Origin of the sequence: Collinsella sp. i06-0019-1H4 (genome assembly GCF_042849575.1) — a bacterium.
Lineage (GTDB): Bacteria > Actinomycetota > Coriobacteriia > Coriobacteriales > Coriobacteriaceae > Collinsella.
Genome location: NZ_BAABYB010000001.1, coordinates 2,025,996 through 2,040,968, shown reverse-complemented (window position 1 = coordinate 2,040,968; position 14,973 = coordinate 2,025,996). Strand labels below are relative to the sequence as shown.

At 55.0% G+C, this 14,973-nt stretch carries 16 protein-coding genes; 11 read left to right on the top strand and 5 right to left on the bottom strand.

Annotation, left to right across the window (positions count from 1 at the left end; genetic code table 11):
• Positions 1 to 153 precede the first annotated feature (153 nt).
• The 11 genes from ACGHEN_RS09040 (at position 154) to ACGHEN_RS08990 (ending at position 10,141) form a co-directional block, all read left to right on the top strand.
• On the top strand, positions 154 to 951 hold the full coding sequence (locus tag ACGHEN_RS09040; protein ID WP_390398910.1) for an alpha/beta fold hydrolase: 798 nt from the start codon (positions 154 to 156) through the stop codon (positions 949 to 951).
• Positions 952 to 1,162: 211 nt separating this feature from the next.
• The gene (locus tag ACGHEN_RS09035; protein ID WP_390398908.1) at positions 1,163 to 3,043 is read left to right on the top strand and encodes a diguanylate cyclase; all 1,881 of its coding nucleotides are present in this window, start codon (positions 1,163 to 1,165) and stop codon (positions 3,041 to 3,043) included.
• A gap of 24 nt (positions 3,044 to 3,067) precedes the next feature.
• The gene (locus ACGHEN_RS09030; RefSeq protein WP_390398905.1) at positions 3,068 to 3,424 is read left to right on the top strand and encodes an Hpt domain-containing protein; all 357 of its coding nucleotides are present in this window, start codon (positions 3,068 to 3,070) and stop codon (positions 3,422 to 3,424) included.
• Between the two features lie 266 nt (positions 3,425 to 3,690).
• The gene (locus ACGHEN_RS09025) at positions 3,691 to 4,188 is read left to right on the top strand and encodes a hypothetical protein (RefSeq protein WP_390398902.1); all 498 of its coding nucleotides are present in this window, start codon (positions 3,691 to 3,693) and stop codon (positions 4,186 to 4,188) included.
• A gap of 8 nt (positions 4,189 to 4,196) precedes the next feature.
• The gene (locus tag ACGHEN_RS09020; RefSeq protein WP_161194074.1) at positions 4,197 to 4,526 is read left to right on the top strand and encodes a helix-turn-helix transcriptional regulator; all 330 of its coding nucleotides are present in this window, start codon (positions 4,197 to 4,199) and stop codon (positions 4,524 to 4,526) included.
• 341 nt (positions 4,527 to 4,867) lie between these two features.
• Positions 4,868 to 5,593, top strand: a complete 726-nt coding sequence (locus ACGHEN_RS09015; protein ID WP_390398895.1) for an ABC transporter ATP-binding protein — start codon at positions 4,868 to 4,870, stop codon at positions 5,591 to 5,593.
• Complete coding sequence (locus tag ACGHEN_RS09010) at positions 5,590 to 6,414, top strand: hypothetical protein (RefSeq protein ID WP_390398892.1); 825 nt, start codon at positions 5,590 to 5,592, stop codon at positions 6,412 to 6,414. The genes ACGHEN_RS09015 and ACGHEN_RS09010 overlap by 4 nt, the downstream gene beginning before the upstream one ends.
• A complete protein-coding gene (locus tag ACGHEN_RS09005; RefSeq protein WP_390398890.1) occupies positions 6,398 to 7,216 on the top strand; it encodes a hypothetical protein in 819 nt (272 codons plus the stop codon). The genes ACGHEN_RS09010 and ACGHEN_RS09005 overlap by 17 nt, the downstream gene beginning before the upstream one ends.
• Before the next feature lie 21 nt (positions 7,217 to 7,237).
• Positions 7,238 to 7,612 (top strand): hypothetical protein, encoded by a 375-nt coding sequence (locus ACGHEN_RS09000; RefSeq protein ID WP_390398887.1) that lies wholly within the window; start codon positions 7,238 to 7,240, stop codon positions 7,610 to 7,612.
• Positions 7,606 to 8,529: a radical SAM protein gene (locus ACGHEN_RS08995; protein ID WP_390399406.1), complete on the top strand. Its 924-nt coding sequence runs from the start codon at positions 7,606 to 7,608 to the stop codon at positions 8,527 to 8,529. The genes ACGHEN_RS09000 and ACGHEN_RS08995 overlap by 7 nt, the downstream gene beginning before the upstream one ends.
• Positions 8,522 to 10,141 (top strand): ATP-binding cassette domain-containing protein, encoded by a 1,620-nt coding sequence (locus ACGHEN_RS08990; RefSeq protein WP_390398884.1) that lies wholly within the window; start codon positions 8,522 to 8,524, stop codon positions 10,139 to 10,141. The genes ACGHEN_RS08995 and ACGHEN_RS08990 overlap by 8 nt, the downstream gene beginning before the upstream one ends.
• 96 nt (positions 10,142 to 10,237) lie before the next feature.
• Here the strand turns inward: ACGHEN_RS08990 and ACGHEN_RS08985 are convergent, their stop codons facing one another.
• The 5 genes from ACGHEN_RS08985 to ACGHEN_RS08965 all read right to left on the bottom strand — a co-directional run bounded on the left by ACGHEN_RS08985 (position 10,238) and on the right by ACGHEN_RS08965 (position 14,559).
• On the bottom strand, positions 10,238 to 11,047 hold the full coding sequence (locus tag ACGHEN_RS08985; protein ID WP_390398881.1) for a gamma-glutamyl-gamma-aminobutyrate hydrolase family protein: 810 nt from the start codon (positions 11,045 to 11,047) through the stop codon (positions 10,238 to 10,240).
• A gap of 87 nt (positions 11,048 to 11,134) precedes the next feature.
• A complete protein-coding gene (locus ACGHEN_RS08980) occupies positions 11,135 to 11,899 on the bottom strand; it encodes an amino acid ABC transporter ATP-binding protein (RefSeq protein WP_195445708.1) in 765 nt (254 codons plus the stop codon).
• Between the two features lie 36 nt (positions 11,900 to 11,935).
• Positions 11,936 to 12,769 carry an amino acid ABC transporter permease gene (locus ACGHEN_RS08975; RefSeq protein WP_195445706.1) on the bottom strand — a complete coding sequence of 278 codons (834 nt, stop codon included), beginning with the start codon at positions 12,767 to 12,769 and terminating at the stop codon, positions 11,936 to 11,938.
• The gene (locus ACGHEN_RS08970; RefSeq protein ID WP_390398878.1) at positions 12,766 to 13,425 is read right to left on the bottom strand and encodes an amino acid ABC transporter permease; all 660 of its coding nucleotides are present in this window, start codon (positions 13,423 to 13,425) and stop codon (positions 12,766 to 12,768) included. The genes ACGHEN_RS08975 and ACGHEN_RS08970 overlap by 4 nt, the downstream gene beginning before the upstream one ends.
• Positions 13,426 to 13,563: 138 nt before the next feature.
• Positions 13,564 to 14,559, bottom strand: coding sequence for a glutamate ABC transporter substrate-binding protein (locus tag ACGHEN_RS08965; protein ID WP_195445704.1), 996 nt, complete (start codon positions 14,557 to 14,559; stop codon positions 13,564 to 13,566).
• Between the last annotated feature and the right edge of the window lie 414 nt (positions 14,560 to 14,973).

Genomic DNA, 14,973 nt, shown 5'->3' with positions numbered 1-14,973 from the left:
TACAAGTTTCGTTTTTTCACGTCGCCCATGATGCCGTCCCATGAAAAGCCTCGGGTCGGGTACAGTTAATCTGTTAACAAGGCGTAAGGCAATGCGGGTCCATCCAACCGCACTGACGTGCAACTGGATGAGCATTGATGACGGGGGCACAACATGGATTTTACGGTCGAGAATGCGGGCACCACGATTGCCTGTCGCGAATATGCCGGCCCGGATGTGTCGCCTGATACTCCTGCCTTGGTGTGCGTGCACGGCGCTTGTGTCGACGGCACATTTTTCGACGGAATCGCTTGTGAGCTCAGCCGCAACTACCGCGTCATTGCCTACGACCGTCGCGGCTGTGGTGACAGCGGCGAAGCGGCAGACGGCAGCTATGATCTTGCCGCTCAGGCCGCCGACCTGCAGGCCGTGATCGAACACGTTGGCGCTCCGACAAATGTGCTTGCGCACAGCGCCGGTACGTTGGTGGCGCTGGAGCTTCTTCGCGCCGAACCCCATCTCGTCGCCCGCGCGATTCTGCATGAGCCGGCTGTGTCGGCCGAAGGCGTCGGCATGGGCGCGGCTCCGGTTTTGCTCGATATGATTGCAGCTGGAAAGGTTTCAAGGGCGCTCCGTCTTTTCTTGGGAGCCCTCGGCGACTTGGACCCCGAGGCTCCTGGGACGACCGAGGCGGAAGCCAAACATGCTCTGCGCAATGGTCGTTGCTTTATGGCGAACGAATATGGAACAAATATGACATATGCTCCCGACTGGGATCGCGCCCGCGCGTCAAAGGCGGTGTCGGCCGTGTTTTTGGGTGAGCTTTCGGTCGGTACGCCCCGCGAGGCTGGTACGCGAGCGACTGCCGAATATCTCGATTGTCCTCTCGTGACGATCCCGGGCGCGCATAACGGTCTGCGCGATCGCCCCGTTACGGCGGCAAACGCCGTTCGCGATGTCTTGGAGCGTTAGCACGCTCGATGACCTGCGGGGAGGAGGACTGCTAGCGTTTCGTCATTGTTAACGAATGCGCCCATAACCGTGCGCTCGCGGCTCCATTACCGCTATTTGCCAGGTCATAAAAATGTAACGATAATCGCGCGTTTGCCTGTAGTTGTCAGATGTTACCCTTGTACCATTTGATATGCGCCGTTGCCGTGCGTAACGATAGAAAGGGCCCCATATGCTCAATAATCACGAGGTCAATCTAACCGACGAGGAGGCTGCCGCCGAGGTCGCCCGCGTCGCGAAGACCTACCCCGTGGTGCGTTTGCTGTCGGCCGATCAGATTAAGAGCGAGCCTAACTGCTTGCTCGCTGGCGATCGCTGCCCTTGTCTGCGTCAGTCGAGTCTTGAGGCCTTGGCAGACTCCGATGAGGTGTCGGAGCAGCTGCTCAATGATGGTATTGAGTACCGCGCCCGTCTGCGCCCTCTAAAGGTCGAGGGCGAGCCTCACGTCCTGCTGATGGTGCGTCCGATTGATGGGCAAGAGGCCGCAGAAGAGGACCTTGTCTACACCGACGTGCTGACGAGTGCGTGCAATCGCCGATATTACGAGGAAAAGCTCCGTAGCGCGCGCATGAAGGCCGGCGTTGCGGTAATCGACCTTGATGATTTTAGGGTCTTCAACGATACGTGTGGCCATCATGCTGGCGACCTTGCACTCGGTGCTGTGGCGACAGCCATACGCAGCGGAATTCGTTCGACTGACGAGCTTGTGCGCTATGGCTGCGACAAGTTTGTGACCGTCATGCCCAATATTCCCTCCGATGACTTCGCCCGCCGCCTGCATCAGGTATCCGAGGCCGTTCATGCCACGGTTATTCCGGGGCATGAGTACGTGAGCTTGACGGCATGTGTCGGTGGCGTTCGCATTCATGGCGAGACGGTCGACGAGGGCGTTGGCCGCGCTGTCCAGTTACTGAGCCGCGCTAAGGCAAAGCCCGGTACGGTCGTGACCGATTCCGATTCCATCGAGGCCTTCCAAAGCGAAAAGCCATTGGTGCTTATCGTCGATGACTCCGAGATGAACCGAGCCATTCTCAACGAGATGCTCAAGGACGAGTATTGCATCCTCGAGGCCGATAACGGTCGTACGGCGCTCAATATGGTCGACCGCTATGGCGATAAGTTGTTGCTCGTGCTGCTGGATATTGTGATGCCGGGCATAAGCGGCGTTGAGGTGCTGGCCGACCTGTCGCGCCGATCGGGTGTCGACAATCTGCCTGTCATCATGATTTCGAGCGAAGATTCCGATGATATGGTTCTGCGCGCGTACGAGCTGGGCGCCTCGGACTATATCAGCCGTCCGTTTGACTCCCGTGTCGTGCGCCGCCGTGTAAGCAATACCATCCGCCTATACGCCAAGCAGCGCCGCCTGACGAACCTGCTGTCCCAGCAGTACAACGAGCGCGTCAAGAACAGTCGCATGCTCATCGACATCATGGCCGGCGTCATGGAGCTCCGCAATGGCGAGAGCGGCAGGCACGTTACGAACATCGAGAAGCTGACCGAGCTGCTGCTTGGCTGCCTGGTCCACCGTAGCGACAGCATCTCCCTCGGCAACGAGGAGCGCTCCACGATCGCCCTGGCTTCGGCACTGCACGATATCGGCAAGATGTCGATTGACGATGCGATTCTCAACAAGCCCGGGCGCCTCACGCCCGAGGAGTTCGAGATTATGAAGACGCATACCACGATCGGCGCCGACATGCTGCATGAGCTGGGCCGCCATCACGCCGGCAATGCGCTTATAGAATATGCGTACCAGATTGCGCGCTGGCATCACGAGCGCTGGGACGGCAAAGGTTATCCCGACGGCCTTAAGGGCAGCGATATTCCCATCGCCGCACAGGTGGTGTCGGTGGCTGACGTGTACGATGCGCTGACGAGCGTGCGCGTGTACAAGGACGCTATCCCGCACAAGGAGGCGATCCAGATGATTCTGGACGGTAAGTGCGGTACCTTTAACCCGCTGCTGCTCGATTGCTTGCTCGAGGTGCAAGACCAAATTGCCGAGACGTTGGCACGCCCCGCTGACGTCGTTGCGTTTCCCACGATTTAGTTTGACCAAAGGAGTTTTTAACCCATGATTTCCATGCGTGAGGCGTATGAGAAGATCGGCGCCAATTATGATGACGCTTGCACTCGGCTGATGGGCGAGGAGATGCTTGCCCGTTTTGCCCTCAAGTTTTTGGATGACGAGAGTATGGACAAGCTGGAGGCTGCCATGGCGGCAGGAGACGCCAAGGCAGCGTTTATGGCGGCGCACACGCTCAAGGGCGTGAGCCAGAACTTGGGATTCGATAATCTGTACGAGCCGGCGGTCGTGGTGACCGAAGCGCTGCGCGGTGCCGATACTGTTGACGGCGCTCGCGAAGGAATGCATGCGCTGCAGCAGCAATATGCGGCCACGATGTCGGCCCTGCGCGAGGCGGCTGCATAAGAGCTTGCAAGCTTTGATGACTATGAGAGTGGATAATCCCCCGTTTTAGGCCCGGTGGCGGCCTCAAAGTGGGAGATTATCCACTCTCGTTCGGTAAGTGTCCAAAAATTCACTCTCGCGCACTGGCGGGGCTTTCCGCATGCAATCCATATCGTTGTTCGATAAACTATTCCGATAACGATAGATTCGATGAGGGTGAGTGTATGTCCAACAGCGTTCAGCGTATGGCCAAGGCGGGCGAGACTGTAAGGAAGCTTGGCTTTTGCATGGCGGTCGTTTTTGCGGGAATGCTCATCGCTTTTGCCGCGTTGGTTGTTTACGTGATCTGGTATACGGTTGCAAACGTTGTTTCTGTCGATTCTTTCGGTGTCGTGACGCTTCTCGATGGCGGGAGCATCGTTATCCCAAGCGGGCTGTGCCTGGCACTCGTCGTGGGTGTTTCGCTTATCGTTTTGTGCGGAATCAGCCATAACATCTCTCGGGGCGTCTCGCCCTTTACCAAGGCGCATGTGCGGCTTATCCGTGTTCTTGCACTTGCCTTTGCTGTTAACGCCGTGGTTTCGTTTGTTGGTGCCTATGAATCGGTCAATCTCACCATTGGCGGACTGGAGCTTTACATCGTGCCTCATTCCTTCGTTATTGAGATTTGCCAAGGCGCTACCTTTGATGCGGGGTCGTTTATCGGCGCAGTTGTCTGTCTGTTTATCTCGGCGATCTGGAGTTATGCCTCGCTGCTCCAAGAGCAGTCTGACGAGCTTGTGTAGGAGGAAACATGAGCTATCTCATCATCGAGCTTGAGACGCAGCTGCTTAAGACCGGAAAGACCAGCTCTGATCTGATTCGTGCCACGGGGCATACTCCGGCTAATATTTCTAAGCTAAGAAACGGAAAAATTAAAGCTATTCGTCTTAAGACGCTTCTTGAAATCTGTGATGAGCTTGATTGTCAACCGGGAGATATTATTCAGCGCGTGAGCGAGAAAGAGCTCGAGGAACTTATTGTCGAGCGCGCGAAGAATGCCGTGAGGCAGATGCGGGATGGCAGAGGCAATGAGGCGTCGCTTCCGACATCGGTCTTCGCTGTCGATTTGAGCGACGAGTAGCTTAAGGCGAACAACTAAAACGAAATATCAGCGTGAAGGAACCCGTGTCTAACACGGATTCCGTCTTTTAGATTATCTTGACAAATATGAGTTATCGAAAAACAATAATAAGAATGGAAAACGATAAAAGAAAGGAGGAACGATATGAGCTGGATTGTCAAACCAAGTTATGTGGACCCCGGTGGTGGGTGCAACGGTTACTGCAAGAAATTCTGTGGAGCACGCGTCTGCACTAAGAACTGCAGTAAAAACAACTGCGTTGTTTATTTCTAGCAGTTGTGGCTGTTGCCAGGCGAGAGTCTGGCAACAGCGGTTTTGCTACCAAGCAGAACGGGAGGCCAATGAACGCATCAGCGATAAAACTATCAAAGGTGTCAAAGCGCTATGGAAAACGGCGTGTGTTGCATGACGTTTCCTTCGAGGTGAATCAATCTGAGCTTTGCGCCCTTGTTGGTGCAAACGGGGCGGGCAAAAGCACGCTTATCAAAATAGTGCTGGGCCTCTGTGAGCCATCGTCGGGGAGCGTGGAGCTCTTTGGAGGCAAGTCGAAAAAAGAGCTTGGTCTGATGCGGACGCGTGTCGGCTATGTGCCAGATTCCAGCGGAGCATACCAATCTCTCAGCGCGATTGAGAATCTTCAAATTCGATGTGCGGAATGGGGGCTTGATGGGAATCGTGAGATTCCTCGCGTTTTGAGCTTAGTCGGGCTGGACGTCGATGAAAAAAAGAGCGTAAGCAGTTTTTCTTTGGGAATGAAACGGCGGCTGGATATAGCTACGGCTTTGTTGGGTGACACTGACGTACTAATTTTCGATGAGCCGGCAAATGGATTGGACCCGCTGGGCATCGAGAGTATATGGGCCCTTATCGGCCGATTGAATCGAGAACAGGGTAAGACCATGCTCATCTCTAGCCATGATTTGGATGAGTTGGCATCGGTTGCAACAAGTTGCGTGTTTATTCATGACGGTGAACTGCTGAAAAAGGAATCGATGGATGTCATAAGGGATGAGGCGTCGTCCCTAAAAGAGTATTACAGGCGCTTGATGAAGGCGGTCTCGCTATGAAGCGGGCGATTCATCCCATAAAGGCAGATATGATGCGTCTGCACAGGATGTTTCCGGCGAAGTTTGGTCTTGCGCTTATGCTGGCGTTCGGCCTTCTCTTCGGTGTCTTTCTAAAAAACGGAACAACGTTGCTCGCCTTTGGCAATAGCGTTTTTGGGGAGGATATTGGCTTCTGCTGGAATGTAATCGATCCTTCTGCACCCGATGAATCCCTTGTGCGCAGCGCTTTTGCCGGCACATCCCTGTTCGTTCCACTCATCGTTTGTCTGGTGATTTTGCAGGAGCGCGGCTATGAAGAGGGATACCGAATTTCTATGGCAAGAGGTCTCGCCCGCTTTAATGGCGCTCTAGCACATGCATTTTCGTCTGCTTTCATAATTGGCGCAGCATATAGTGCGCTTTGCCTTCTTCTTTTTGCCATAGCCGTAACACGTGGAGGGCAAAACTACGTGCATGGCATGCTGGCTGCATTTTTGCCTGCAATGATAGTCAACGCCGTATTGGTGATATCGGTTGCGCTGGAGACGGTGACCATCTATCGGATTACGGGCAGCGCTGTATTGAGCGGGGCCGTGGTGATAGTTGGATTTGTCATGAGCTTGACGCTCTACGGAACTTACCTTCAGACGCCCATACCGTCCTTGCGATGGATCTTCTTTCTTCCGGGGCCGTACCTTGGAGTCGGATGTGCCCTTGGGTATAGCGATATGGGGCAGCTGACGCTTCTGGGATATGGCGCGGCAGCCAGCTGTCTATCGGTATTGATTTACGCTCTCGTGAACTTTCGTGCTGGGGGTGTGCTCAATGGCTCGTCAGACTAGAAGATTCCTTCATTCAGAATTGAAGCATGCGAGCAAATGGACGTACGCCTTAATCCTGGTAATTTATGCGTGCATGGTGGTATTGCAGATTAATTCTTTCCCGATGTGGTTCTGTAGCCTCCGTGAGAACAGTTTCTTGGGCTTTTTCCCAGACCCGACGCTTCGGCTATCGGCAGAGGATGTCCTTCTATTTGGTAATGCAGAGGTTTTTCGCGGCCTGCTGTTCAACGTAGCCCCGTTGGCTCATGCATTGTTCTTTCCGTTCATCGCGGCTTGCATTGTGCCGCGCTTTGTCAGCTCGGGCTTTGTCGAGGAACCATGGGGGCTGTCGGAGGCACGAGGAGGGAAGCGGGCGTGCGCTATCGTTGCGCGAGTGGTGCTGTCTTCTTTTGCCCTTTTGGGCGCGTTTATCCTGTCGAGTGTCGTTTTGTACTGTCTTAACTGCGCGATCGTTTTGGATGCTCAGCAGTATTTCAACCTGTATGTATTTTGCTATCGACTTGTTCTTGCTGCCGCTGCCTGCCTTGCATGCGTGGTTTCTTGTGTAATCGTTGTTTCCTATTTTGGGTCCGGCTTCGGTCCGATTGGCATGCTGTTACTTGTCAACGTCGTAGCGATCTACATACAGCTCGGGGCCAATTCCATGCTTCCGCTTCCAGCCTCGATGCTCATGTGGATTTGCGGCGTGACCCCGTTGGGGAATGGTCAATGCATCTCGATTTTAATTGACTGCCTAATAAACGTAGCAAGCGTTTTTGCCATTTGCTTTACCGTCGACCGATTACGGTCGAAATTTCTTTGATTGTTTGTGAGGGATAATCATATGAAGCCGTCTCAATACAACTTGATTGAAAACCACAGCGAAAGAACGCTGGTGATGAATTCAAAGACTGGCGCAATCCTTTCGTTGGATAAACAACATGCAGAAAGTATGTGCCGCATGGTATCGGGAACCGAATGTGAGCCAGATGAATTGCGCGAAGCGTTGCTTCAAGGAGGAATGCTGTTAGAAGATGATCGTGACGAAAAAGAGGAAATGAAGGCGATGGGCCATCTTGCTCGATTTTCCAATCGCTCTCTAGGCTTGACGATAGCCCCGACATTGGAGTGCAACTTCTGTTGCCCATACTGTTATGAAAAAGGACAACGCAAAACGACAATGACTCCGGAGGTTGAAGACCGGCTTGTCTCATCGTAAAGGAGCGTTCACGGGGGCTGAGCGAGCTTGAGATCGGTTGGTATGGTGGAGAGCCGTTGTTGCAAGTCGATAGAATTCAGCGGCTTACAGAGCGTATAAAGGCGATCCTTAATCCAGAGTGCTCCTATTCGGCATCCATCGTTACAAATGGATATCTTCTGACGCCAGAAGTGGCCGAGACTCTCGCGGCTTGTGACGTCAAGATGGCTCAAATAACCTTGGACGGGTCTCGAAAGGACCACGATTCTCGGCGGTTCTTGCGGAACGGACAGCCGACGTACGATGCGATTCTAGACAACGTTTCTAAAGTCACGCATCTGTTGGATATTTCCATCAGGTGCAATGTCGATGCCCATAACATTGTCGGTGCTGGCGATTTGCTGGATGCACTCGAGGAAAAGGGCCTTAAAAACAAGGTTGGATTCTATCTGGCGCCTGTCGACAATATTAACGATACGTGCCCAAGTGACAGTAGTTGTTTTTCGATGGAGGCGTTTTCTCAGGAAGAGCTGGACTTTTATAGTCATGCAGTTGATAGGGGGTTCTATGTTGACCTGACGGTGCGCTTTAATCCGGCTATATGTGGCGCCGTTTGTGCAGGGTCGTTTGTAGTGGATCCGGAGGGCTATCTTTATAAATGTTGGGACGAAATCGGGATGCGTGAACGCTGCGTCGGCACGCTTGCCGAAGGGCCGAGGATGAATGCTCAGCTGGTCCAATGGCTAAACTATGAGCCGAGCGATCATGAGTGTGAAGAGTGTTTTGCCTATCCCTCATGCATGGGAGGTTGCCCTAATCACGCTCTTCATGGAGGGTCAAAACAGTGCGTATCTCAAAGGTATCAGGTGCGCCAACGAATGATTTTGACCGAGAAGGCTCAGCGATTGCTTTCGGAACTGGATTCAGCTCATGTTTAATCTCTGCGCAAGAACAATAATTAAGAATCCAAAGTATATAACCTATCTTCTAATGTGCCTGCTCTCGCTTGTGGTTGGTCTCGCAATTCCTTTTCTGACGGGACAACTGGTCAACAACTTTGTCGGTGTCGCGCGAGATGGGGAAAGCGCAATCGCCATCGGCGCTGAGATAGCAGCGCTGGGTATCGTACGAGCCGGTTTGAATTGCGCCAGCGAACTGGTCTATGTCGACTTACAGACACATGTGGGATTTGCATTGAATGAAGAGGTGATAAGTCACGTTCAAAGGCTACCTCGGTCCTTCTTTATTAATTTCGATGCCTCATATTACAATCAGCAGATTAATCATGACGCTAACGATTTGGTGATATTTGTTATAAACGCAAGTGTCCAAAGTGTGAGCAATATAGTGACGTTGCTTGTGGTGTTTGTTGTCCTGGCGACCATAAACGGTCACCTGGCAATGCTGTGCATGGCTCTTGGCATAATAAGTGGCGCGGTCTATTCGCTTTTCAAAAAGTGTTTGTTCGCAAGAAGTTTTGAGGCTCAAGAGCAGGAGGCTCGATTCTTTTCCGATCTGGAGAAGCAGCTTAGCAGCGCACAATTTATCCGCAGGCATGTTCTATTCGAATTTTTTAAGCAAAGGCTCGAGCACTCTTTTGCAGAGCTATATCGTTGCGTTTATCAGAACCAGCAAATTAATGCGACCTTTACGTTTGCCAATGCTGTCGTCACGTCTTTGGCGCAGGGTGGAATCTTGATTCTGGGTGCAAAGGAAGTTCTCGACGGCAATTTGCTGCCCGGCTATCTTATGACGGCGCTAAGCTATTACTCCTATTATTCTTCGGCTATTGAATTCTTCCTTGCGTTGGGCAAGGACTATCAAACGTCAAGGGTATCCTACGAGCGTTTGCGTCGGTTGCTGGACATGCCCGAGGACTCAAACGGGACCATTATCCTCTCTGATGTTTACGAGGTGAACTGTTCCGAGCTGTCATATAGCTATCCGGGGTCTGTAAAGACCGCGTTCAGGGACATTCGGGCTTCTTTAGAAAAAGGAAAGGTATACGGAATCGTTGGGCCGAACGGTTCCGGTAAGAGCACGCTGCTGGATGTGATAAGCGGTTGCGATCCAGAAAACTGCAAGGGGGATATTTGGATTAACAACAAGCCCTTGGGCTCTCTGGACCGCTATGCGCTGCGGAAGCGCAATATCGGGATTACGGAGCAGGAGCCGCCCCTGACCGAGGGGTCGATACGGGACAATTTAATTCTTTGCTGCAGAAGCACTGAAGAGCGTGACCTTGAGAGCCTCATTGAGAGAATGGGGCTTAAAAAGATGGTCGATTCAAGTGGTGGACTTGATGTCGAGCTGGACGATAAGCAGAACAACATTTCAGGAGGAGAGAAGCAAAAAATAGCGATTATTCGCCAATTGCTGAAAAACCCGGACGTGATGATGTTTGATGAGCCGACATCTGCACTCGACAGCCAAAGCAAGCAGGCGTTTATCGAAATCCTTAAGGAAAGAAAGGGGCGACATATCACAGTCATCGCTACGCACGACCCTGTGCTCATTTCGGCATGCGATGAAGTGATTGAAATTGCCTGACGGGTTAGTGGACCGAGCATATCAAATTCAGGGGCGGGCACCGTAGCTGGTGTCCGCCCCCTGACATGGAATGATTTAGCCTCTGTGCTTTGCGAGCTAGCGAGCCTGCTTTACCTTGGCCGCCGCCTCGACAAACGACTTCCACAGGTTAAAGTCGGTCTCGAGCGTCTGCCAGGTGTACTCGGGATGCCATTGCACACCCAGACAGAACGGCTGGCCTTCGACTTCGATGCACTCGGGAACGCCGTCGGTTGCCTTGGCGACCAAGCGCGTGCTCTTACCCAGACGATCGACGCAGCAGTGATGTGCGGAGTTGGTCTGGATCAGCCTGTGCCCGCCAACCGCGCGCTCCAGCAGCGAGCCCGGCACGACCTCGACAGGATGCACAGGGTCGTTGAGCACGTGGGTATGGCGCCACTGCGTGCGGCCCTCGCGCGCGCCCAGGCTCGGCACGTCCATGCACAGGGTGCCGCCGGTGGCGACGTTGAGCAGTTGCGTGCCGCGGCAGGTGGTAAAGAGCGGCTTTTTGGCACGGAGCACCTCGCTGACCAGCTTAAACTCAAAACTATCGCGGATCTCGCAGCAGAGGGTGGGGTCGTAGGGTCGATCATCGCCCCAACGTTTGGGATTGACATCGGGGCCGCCGGGAATGGCGATGCCGTCGGCGATATCGACGTAATGACGGATGACCTCAATGTCCTCGGTGATGGACATCTGCAGCGGCAGACCGCCGGCGGCAAGAATGGCGTCGACAAATACGCTCGCAATCTCCTCGTTGGGGGAGAGCGTCTCGCTCAAATAGGGCTTCGCTTCTTCCCAGCGTGGTGCTACCAGGATAAGCGGGCGGTCAGCGGGATCGACGTCGACGTGCGGAGTGTAGGACGATGAGGTGCGGGTTCCGATCATGGGTGCGGCTTTCGAATCCGGGTGGACATGGCACAGGGGTGGCGCGGGACAAACGTTACTGATGAATTTGCCCGCGTGGCAATTGGGCTAGTGGCCCTTAATGGAGTTGAGGAAGTCCTGGGCGCGCTTGGTCTTGGGGTGGTCGAAGAACTCGTCGGGTGTGCCGGTTTCCACGATCTGGCCGTCGGCCATAAACACGACGCGGTCGGCCACGCGGCGGGCGAAGTTCATCTCGTGCGTGATGACGATCATCGTCATGCCCTGCTGGGCCAGACGGACCATGACCTCGAGCACCTCGTTGATCATTTCGGGGTCAAGGGCGCTCGTGGGCTCGTCAAAAAGCATGGCCTTGGGTTGCATGGCAAGCGAACGTGCGATGGCTACACGCTGTTGCTGGCCGCCCGAGAGCTGTGCGGGCACCTTATCGGCCTGCTCGGCAACGCCCACGCGGCCCAGCAGGTCCATGGCGCGCTCACGAGCTTCCTCCTTGGAGACGCCCAGCACATCGACCGGTCCCAGCATGACGTTCTGCAGTACGGTCATATGTGCAAACAGGTTGAACTGCTGAAATACCATGCCCAACTCGGCACGCATGCGGGCAAGATCCTTGCCTTCCTGTGGCAGGGGCTCGCCCTCGATGAGGATCTCGCCTGAGTCGATGGTTTCCAGGCGATTGATGGTTCGGCACATGGTCGACTTGCCCGAGCCCGAGGGTCCGATCACAACGACGACCTCGCCGCGGTCGACCGAGAGATTGATGTCGTTGAGAACGTGCAGATCGCCGTAGTGCTTATCGACGTGCCTGAGCTCGATCAGCGGCTGATTGCCGGTGGAAGAGGTGCTCTGTGCCATGGTGCTCGGCTCCTTATGACTCGAAATGGTAAAGCGTTAGCGGATGATGGTCGCGCCGGTCTTGTGCGAAACATAGACAGCGGCCTTGTTGATCGCGACGTTGATGAGGATGTAGATGACCGCGATAACCAGGTAGACCGACACGAGGGCGTCGTAGTTGGTAATGAGCACGCGGGCGTTTTGCATGAGGTCGGGGTAGCTCACCACGTAGGCCACGGTGGTGTCTTTGACTACGACCACGAGCTGCGAAATCAACGACGGAATGATAAACCGGATAGCCTGCGGCAACACGATTTTAAAGGTGATTTTAGCTTTGGAGAGACCGAGTGCCTGGGCGGCCTCGACCTGGCCGCGCGGCACGGCGTTGACGCCGGCACGGAAGATCTCGGCAAGTACGCCAGCTGCAGCGAGCGCGACGGGAAGCGTGAGCATCCAAAACGACGGCAGCGCGATCTTGTACTGGGGCAGCACCAAAAAGAAGAAGTAGATGAACAACAGGCTCGGTACGCCGCGGAAGAAATCGGTGAGCACGCGGCAGACCAGCTGCAGCGGCTTAATGTCGCTGGTACGGCCGAGCATAAGGGCTAAGCCCAGCACCAGCGCGATGGCGCCAGCGGTGAGTGCGACTTTAACGGTGCCCTCAAAGCCGGCAAGCAGGAACTTCCAGGTGGTGAGGTGCGTAAAGAAAAACCAATAGTGAACCGAAAGCTGGCCGGTCACATAAAAGCGCTGCAACACGAGGGCGACGAGCACGGCGACGGCAACAAGCGAGATGGCGGTGCCGATGCGAATCTTGGCGCGCATCTTGGGGCCGGGAGCCTCGTAGAGCGCATCGCGCATGGTGAGCGCGGAGGTGGAGTGCTTGCTCATCGGAGGATCCTCACCTTCTTATCGATGTAGTTGCCAATGTGGCACACCACAAAGGCCGTGCCCAGGTAGCCGAGCGCCGAGATAAAGAACGCGGCGACGCCGCCGAGCGAGCGCGTGTTGATGTAGCTCACCACGCCGGTGAGCTCCTGCGGTTGCAACGGCACCTGACTGCCGAGCGCGGTGGTGAGCATGACGGCGATAAAGAGGTTGGTCATGGGCAACACGCTCGAGCGCAGCGCCTGCGGAATCACGATCTTGGCGAGGATACGGCTGAAGCTCATGCCGAGCGAACGTGCGGCTTCGACCTGACCGACGCCGACGGTGTTGATGCCGCTCATAAAGTTCTCGGAGCCAAAGGCCGAGCCCAAAAGAACCGTGGCGACGATAACGCAGGTGCGGTAGGGTAGGACGACCTTGAGCGGCGGCAGCGCATAGACGACGATGATGAGCAGTGCGATGCCGGGGATGTTACGGAAGACCTGGACATACAGGTCGCCAAAGACGCGCAGCGGCTTGAGCGGCGACACGCGCATCACGGTGACGGCGACGGCCAGCACCATGGCGATGGCAAACGACTCAAGCGTCATGCCCCAGGTTGCTAGCAGCGCGTCGATATAGTTCTGGCCATAGAGCGACCAGAGCTCGGAGAGACTCATGCGGACCTCCCGCCGATAAGGAAAGGGGCTCCCGTGTGTACGGAAGCCCCGACAACTCAGTGAGGAAACAGTTTACCGCAATAAAGCGCATCATGCGTTTCCGTATGGTTTCGCAGCGGCCGTTACCAGGCTCGCTGCCTAGGCGCCGATCTCGGGCAGCTCGGGAACATTGGTGTCGCCCGTACGGTCGCCGATGCAGATCTGCCACAGCTCGGTCCAGGTGCCGTCGTCCTCGATCTTCTTAAGGAAGTCGTTAACGAAGGCGACGCCGTCGGAATCGAGCGGCAGACCGATGCCATAGGGCTCCTTGCTGCCGAAGGGCTTGCCGGCAATCTTGTACTTGCCGGGCTCGCGGACCAGGGCGCTCTGCTGCATGTTGTTGTCGATGACGTAGGCGTCAACACGACCCTGCTGGAGTGCCTGGCGGGCCTCCTCGTCGGTCTTGAACTCCTGCTGGCTGGCCTTGGGGGCGAACTCCTCCAGGATGGCAGGGCCGTTGGAGCCGGACTGGACGGCGACGTTCTTGTCGGCCAGGTCGTCGACGCTCTTGATGTCGTCGTTATCGGCGAGCACCAGGATGGCCTGCTGGGTGTAGTAGTAGGGGCCGGCGAAGGAGACGAGCTTCTTGCGCTCGTCGGTAATGGTGTAGGTGGCAAAGACAGCGTCGACCTGGCCGTTCTGCAGGACAGACTCGCGCGTGTCCGAGGTCACCTGGGTGATCTCGACCTTGTTCTCGCCCAGAATGTAGTTGGACAGGAGCTGTGCGATACCGGCGTCGAAGCCGCGGGTCTGACCGTCTTTCTCGTTGAGGAGGGAGAAGAGCGTGGAGGTCTGAACGCCACCGATCTTAAAGACGCCGGCGTCCTTAACGGCCGTGGCCCAGGTGCTGGCGGCGATGGCGTCGTCATCGGCCTTGGGGCCGTTGTCGACGAGCTTGTCGAATGCCTTGGCGTCGAGCGTGGCGGAAACTTCGGTATCCTTGGAGCTCTTGGAGGAGCCGGCGGCGGAACCCTTGTCGGCCTCGGCGCTGGTGTCGGAGCAGCCGGCAAGACCAAGGCCGGCGACGGTTGCGAAGGTGGCGGCAACGAAGCCGCGGCGGTCGAGAACGACCTGCTGGGAGAGGTTCTTGCTCATGGTAGAACACCTTTCTCAATAAAATCCCTAGCGGTTGAGTAGAGTTATACCCTATCCGGCTCAAATGGGTCAACACGAAATAACTCAGAAACATACTTGTCTTATTGGTAATTCTACCTACCAAAAAGGGACAGGTTTATTTTGGTAGGCTTTATCTGGGCAAACGTTGATTATTACAGCTAAGAAAGCGTTTTGCGGGCGGCCGGTCTCGTTGTTTTGTCTCAATCTGTAACAGGTAGACGAGGAAATGGGTTCTAGCTGTTACAGATCGAGATTATCTCTTCAGGGGGATTCGAATGTCTCGATCTGTAACATCTGGACGGACAAAAGGTCTCTAGCTGTTACAGATTGAGACAAAGGTCTGGGACTAAGATGTCTTATCTAGATCTGTAACATCTGGACGAGGATTTATCC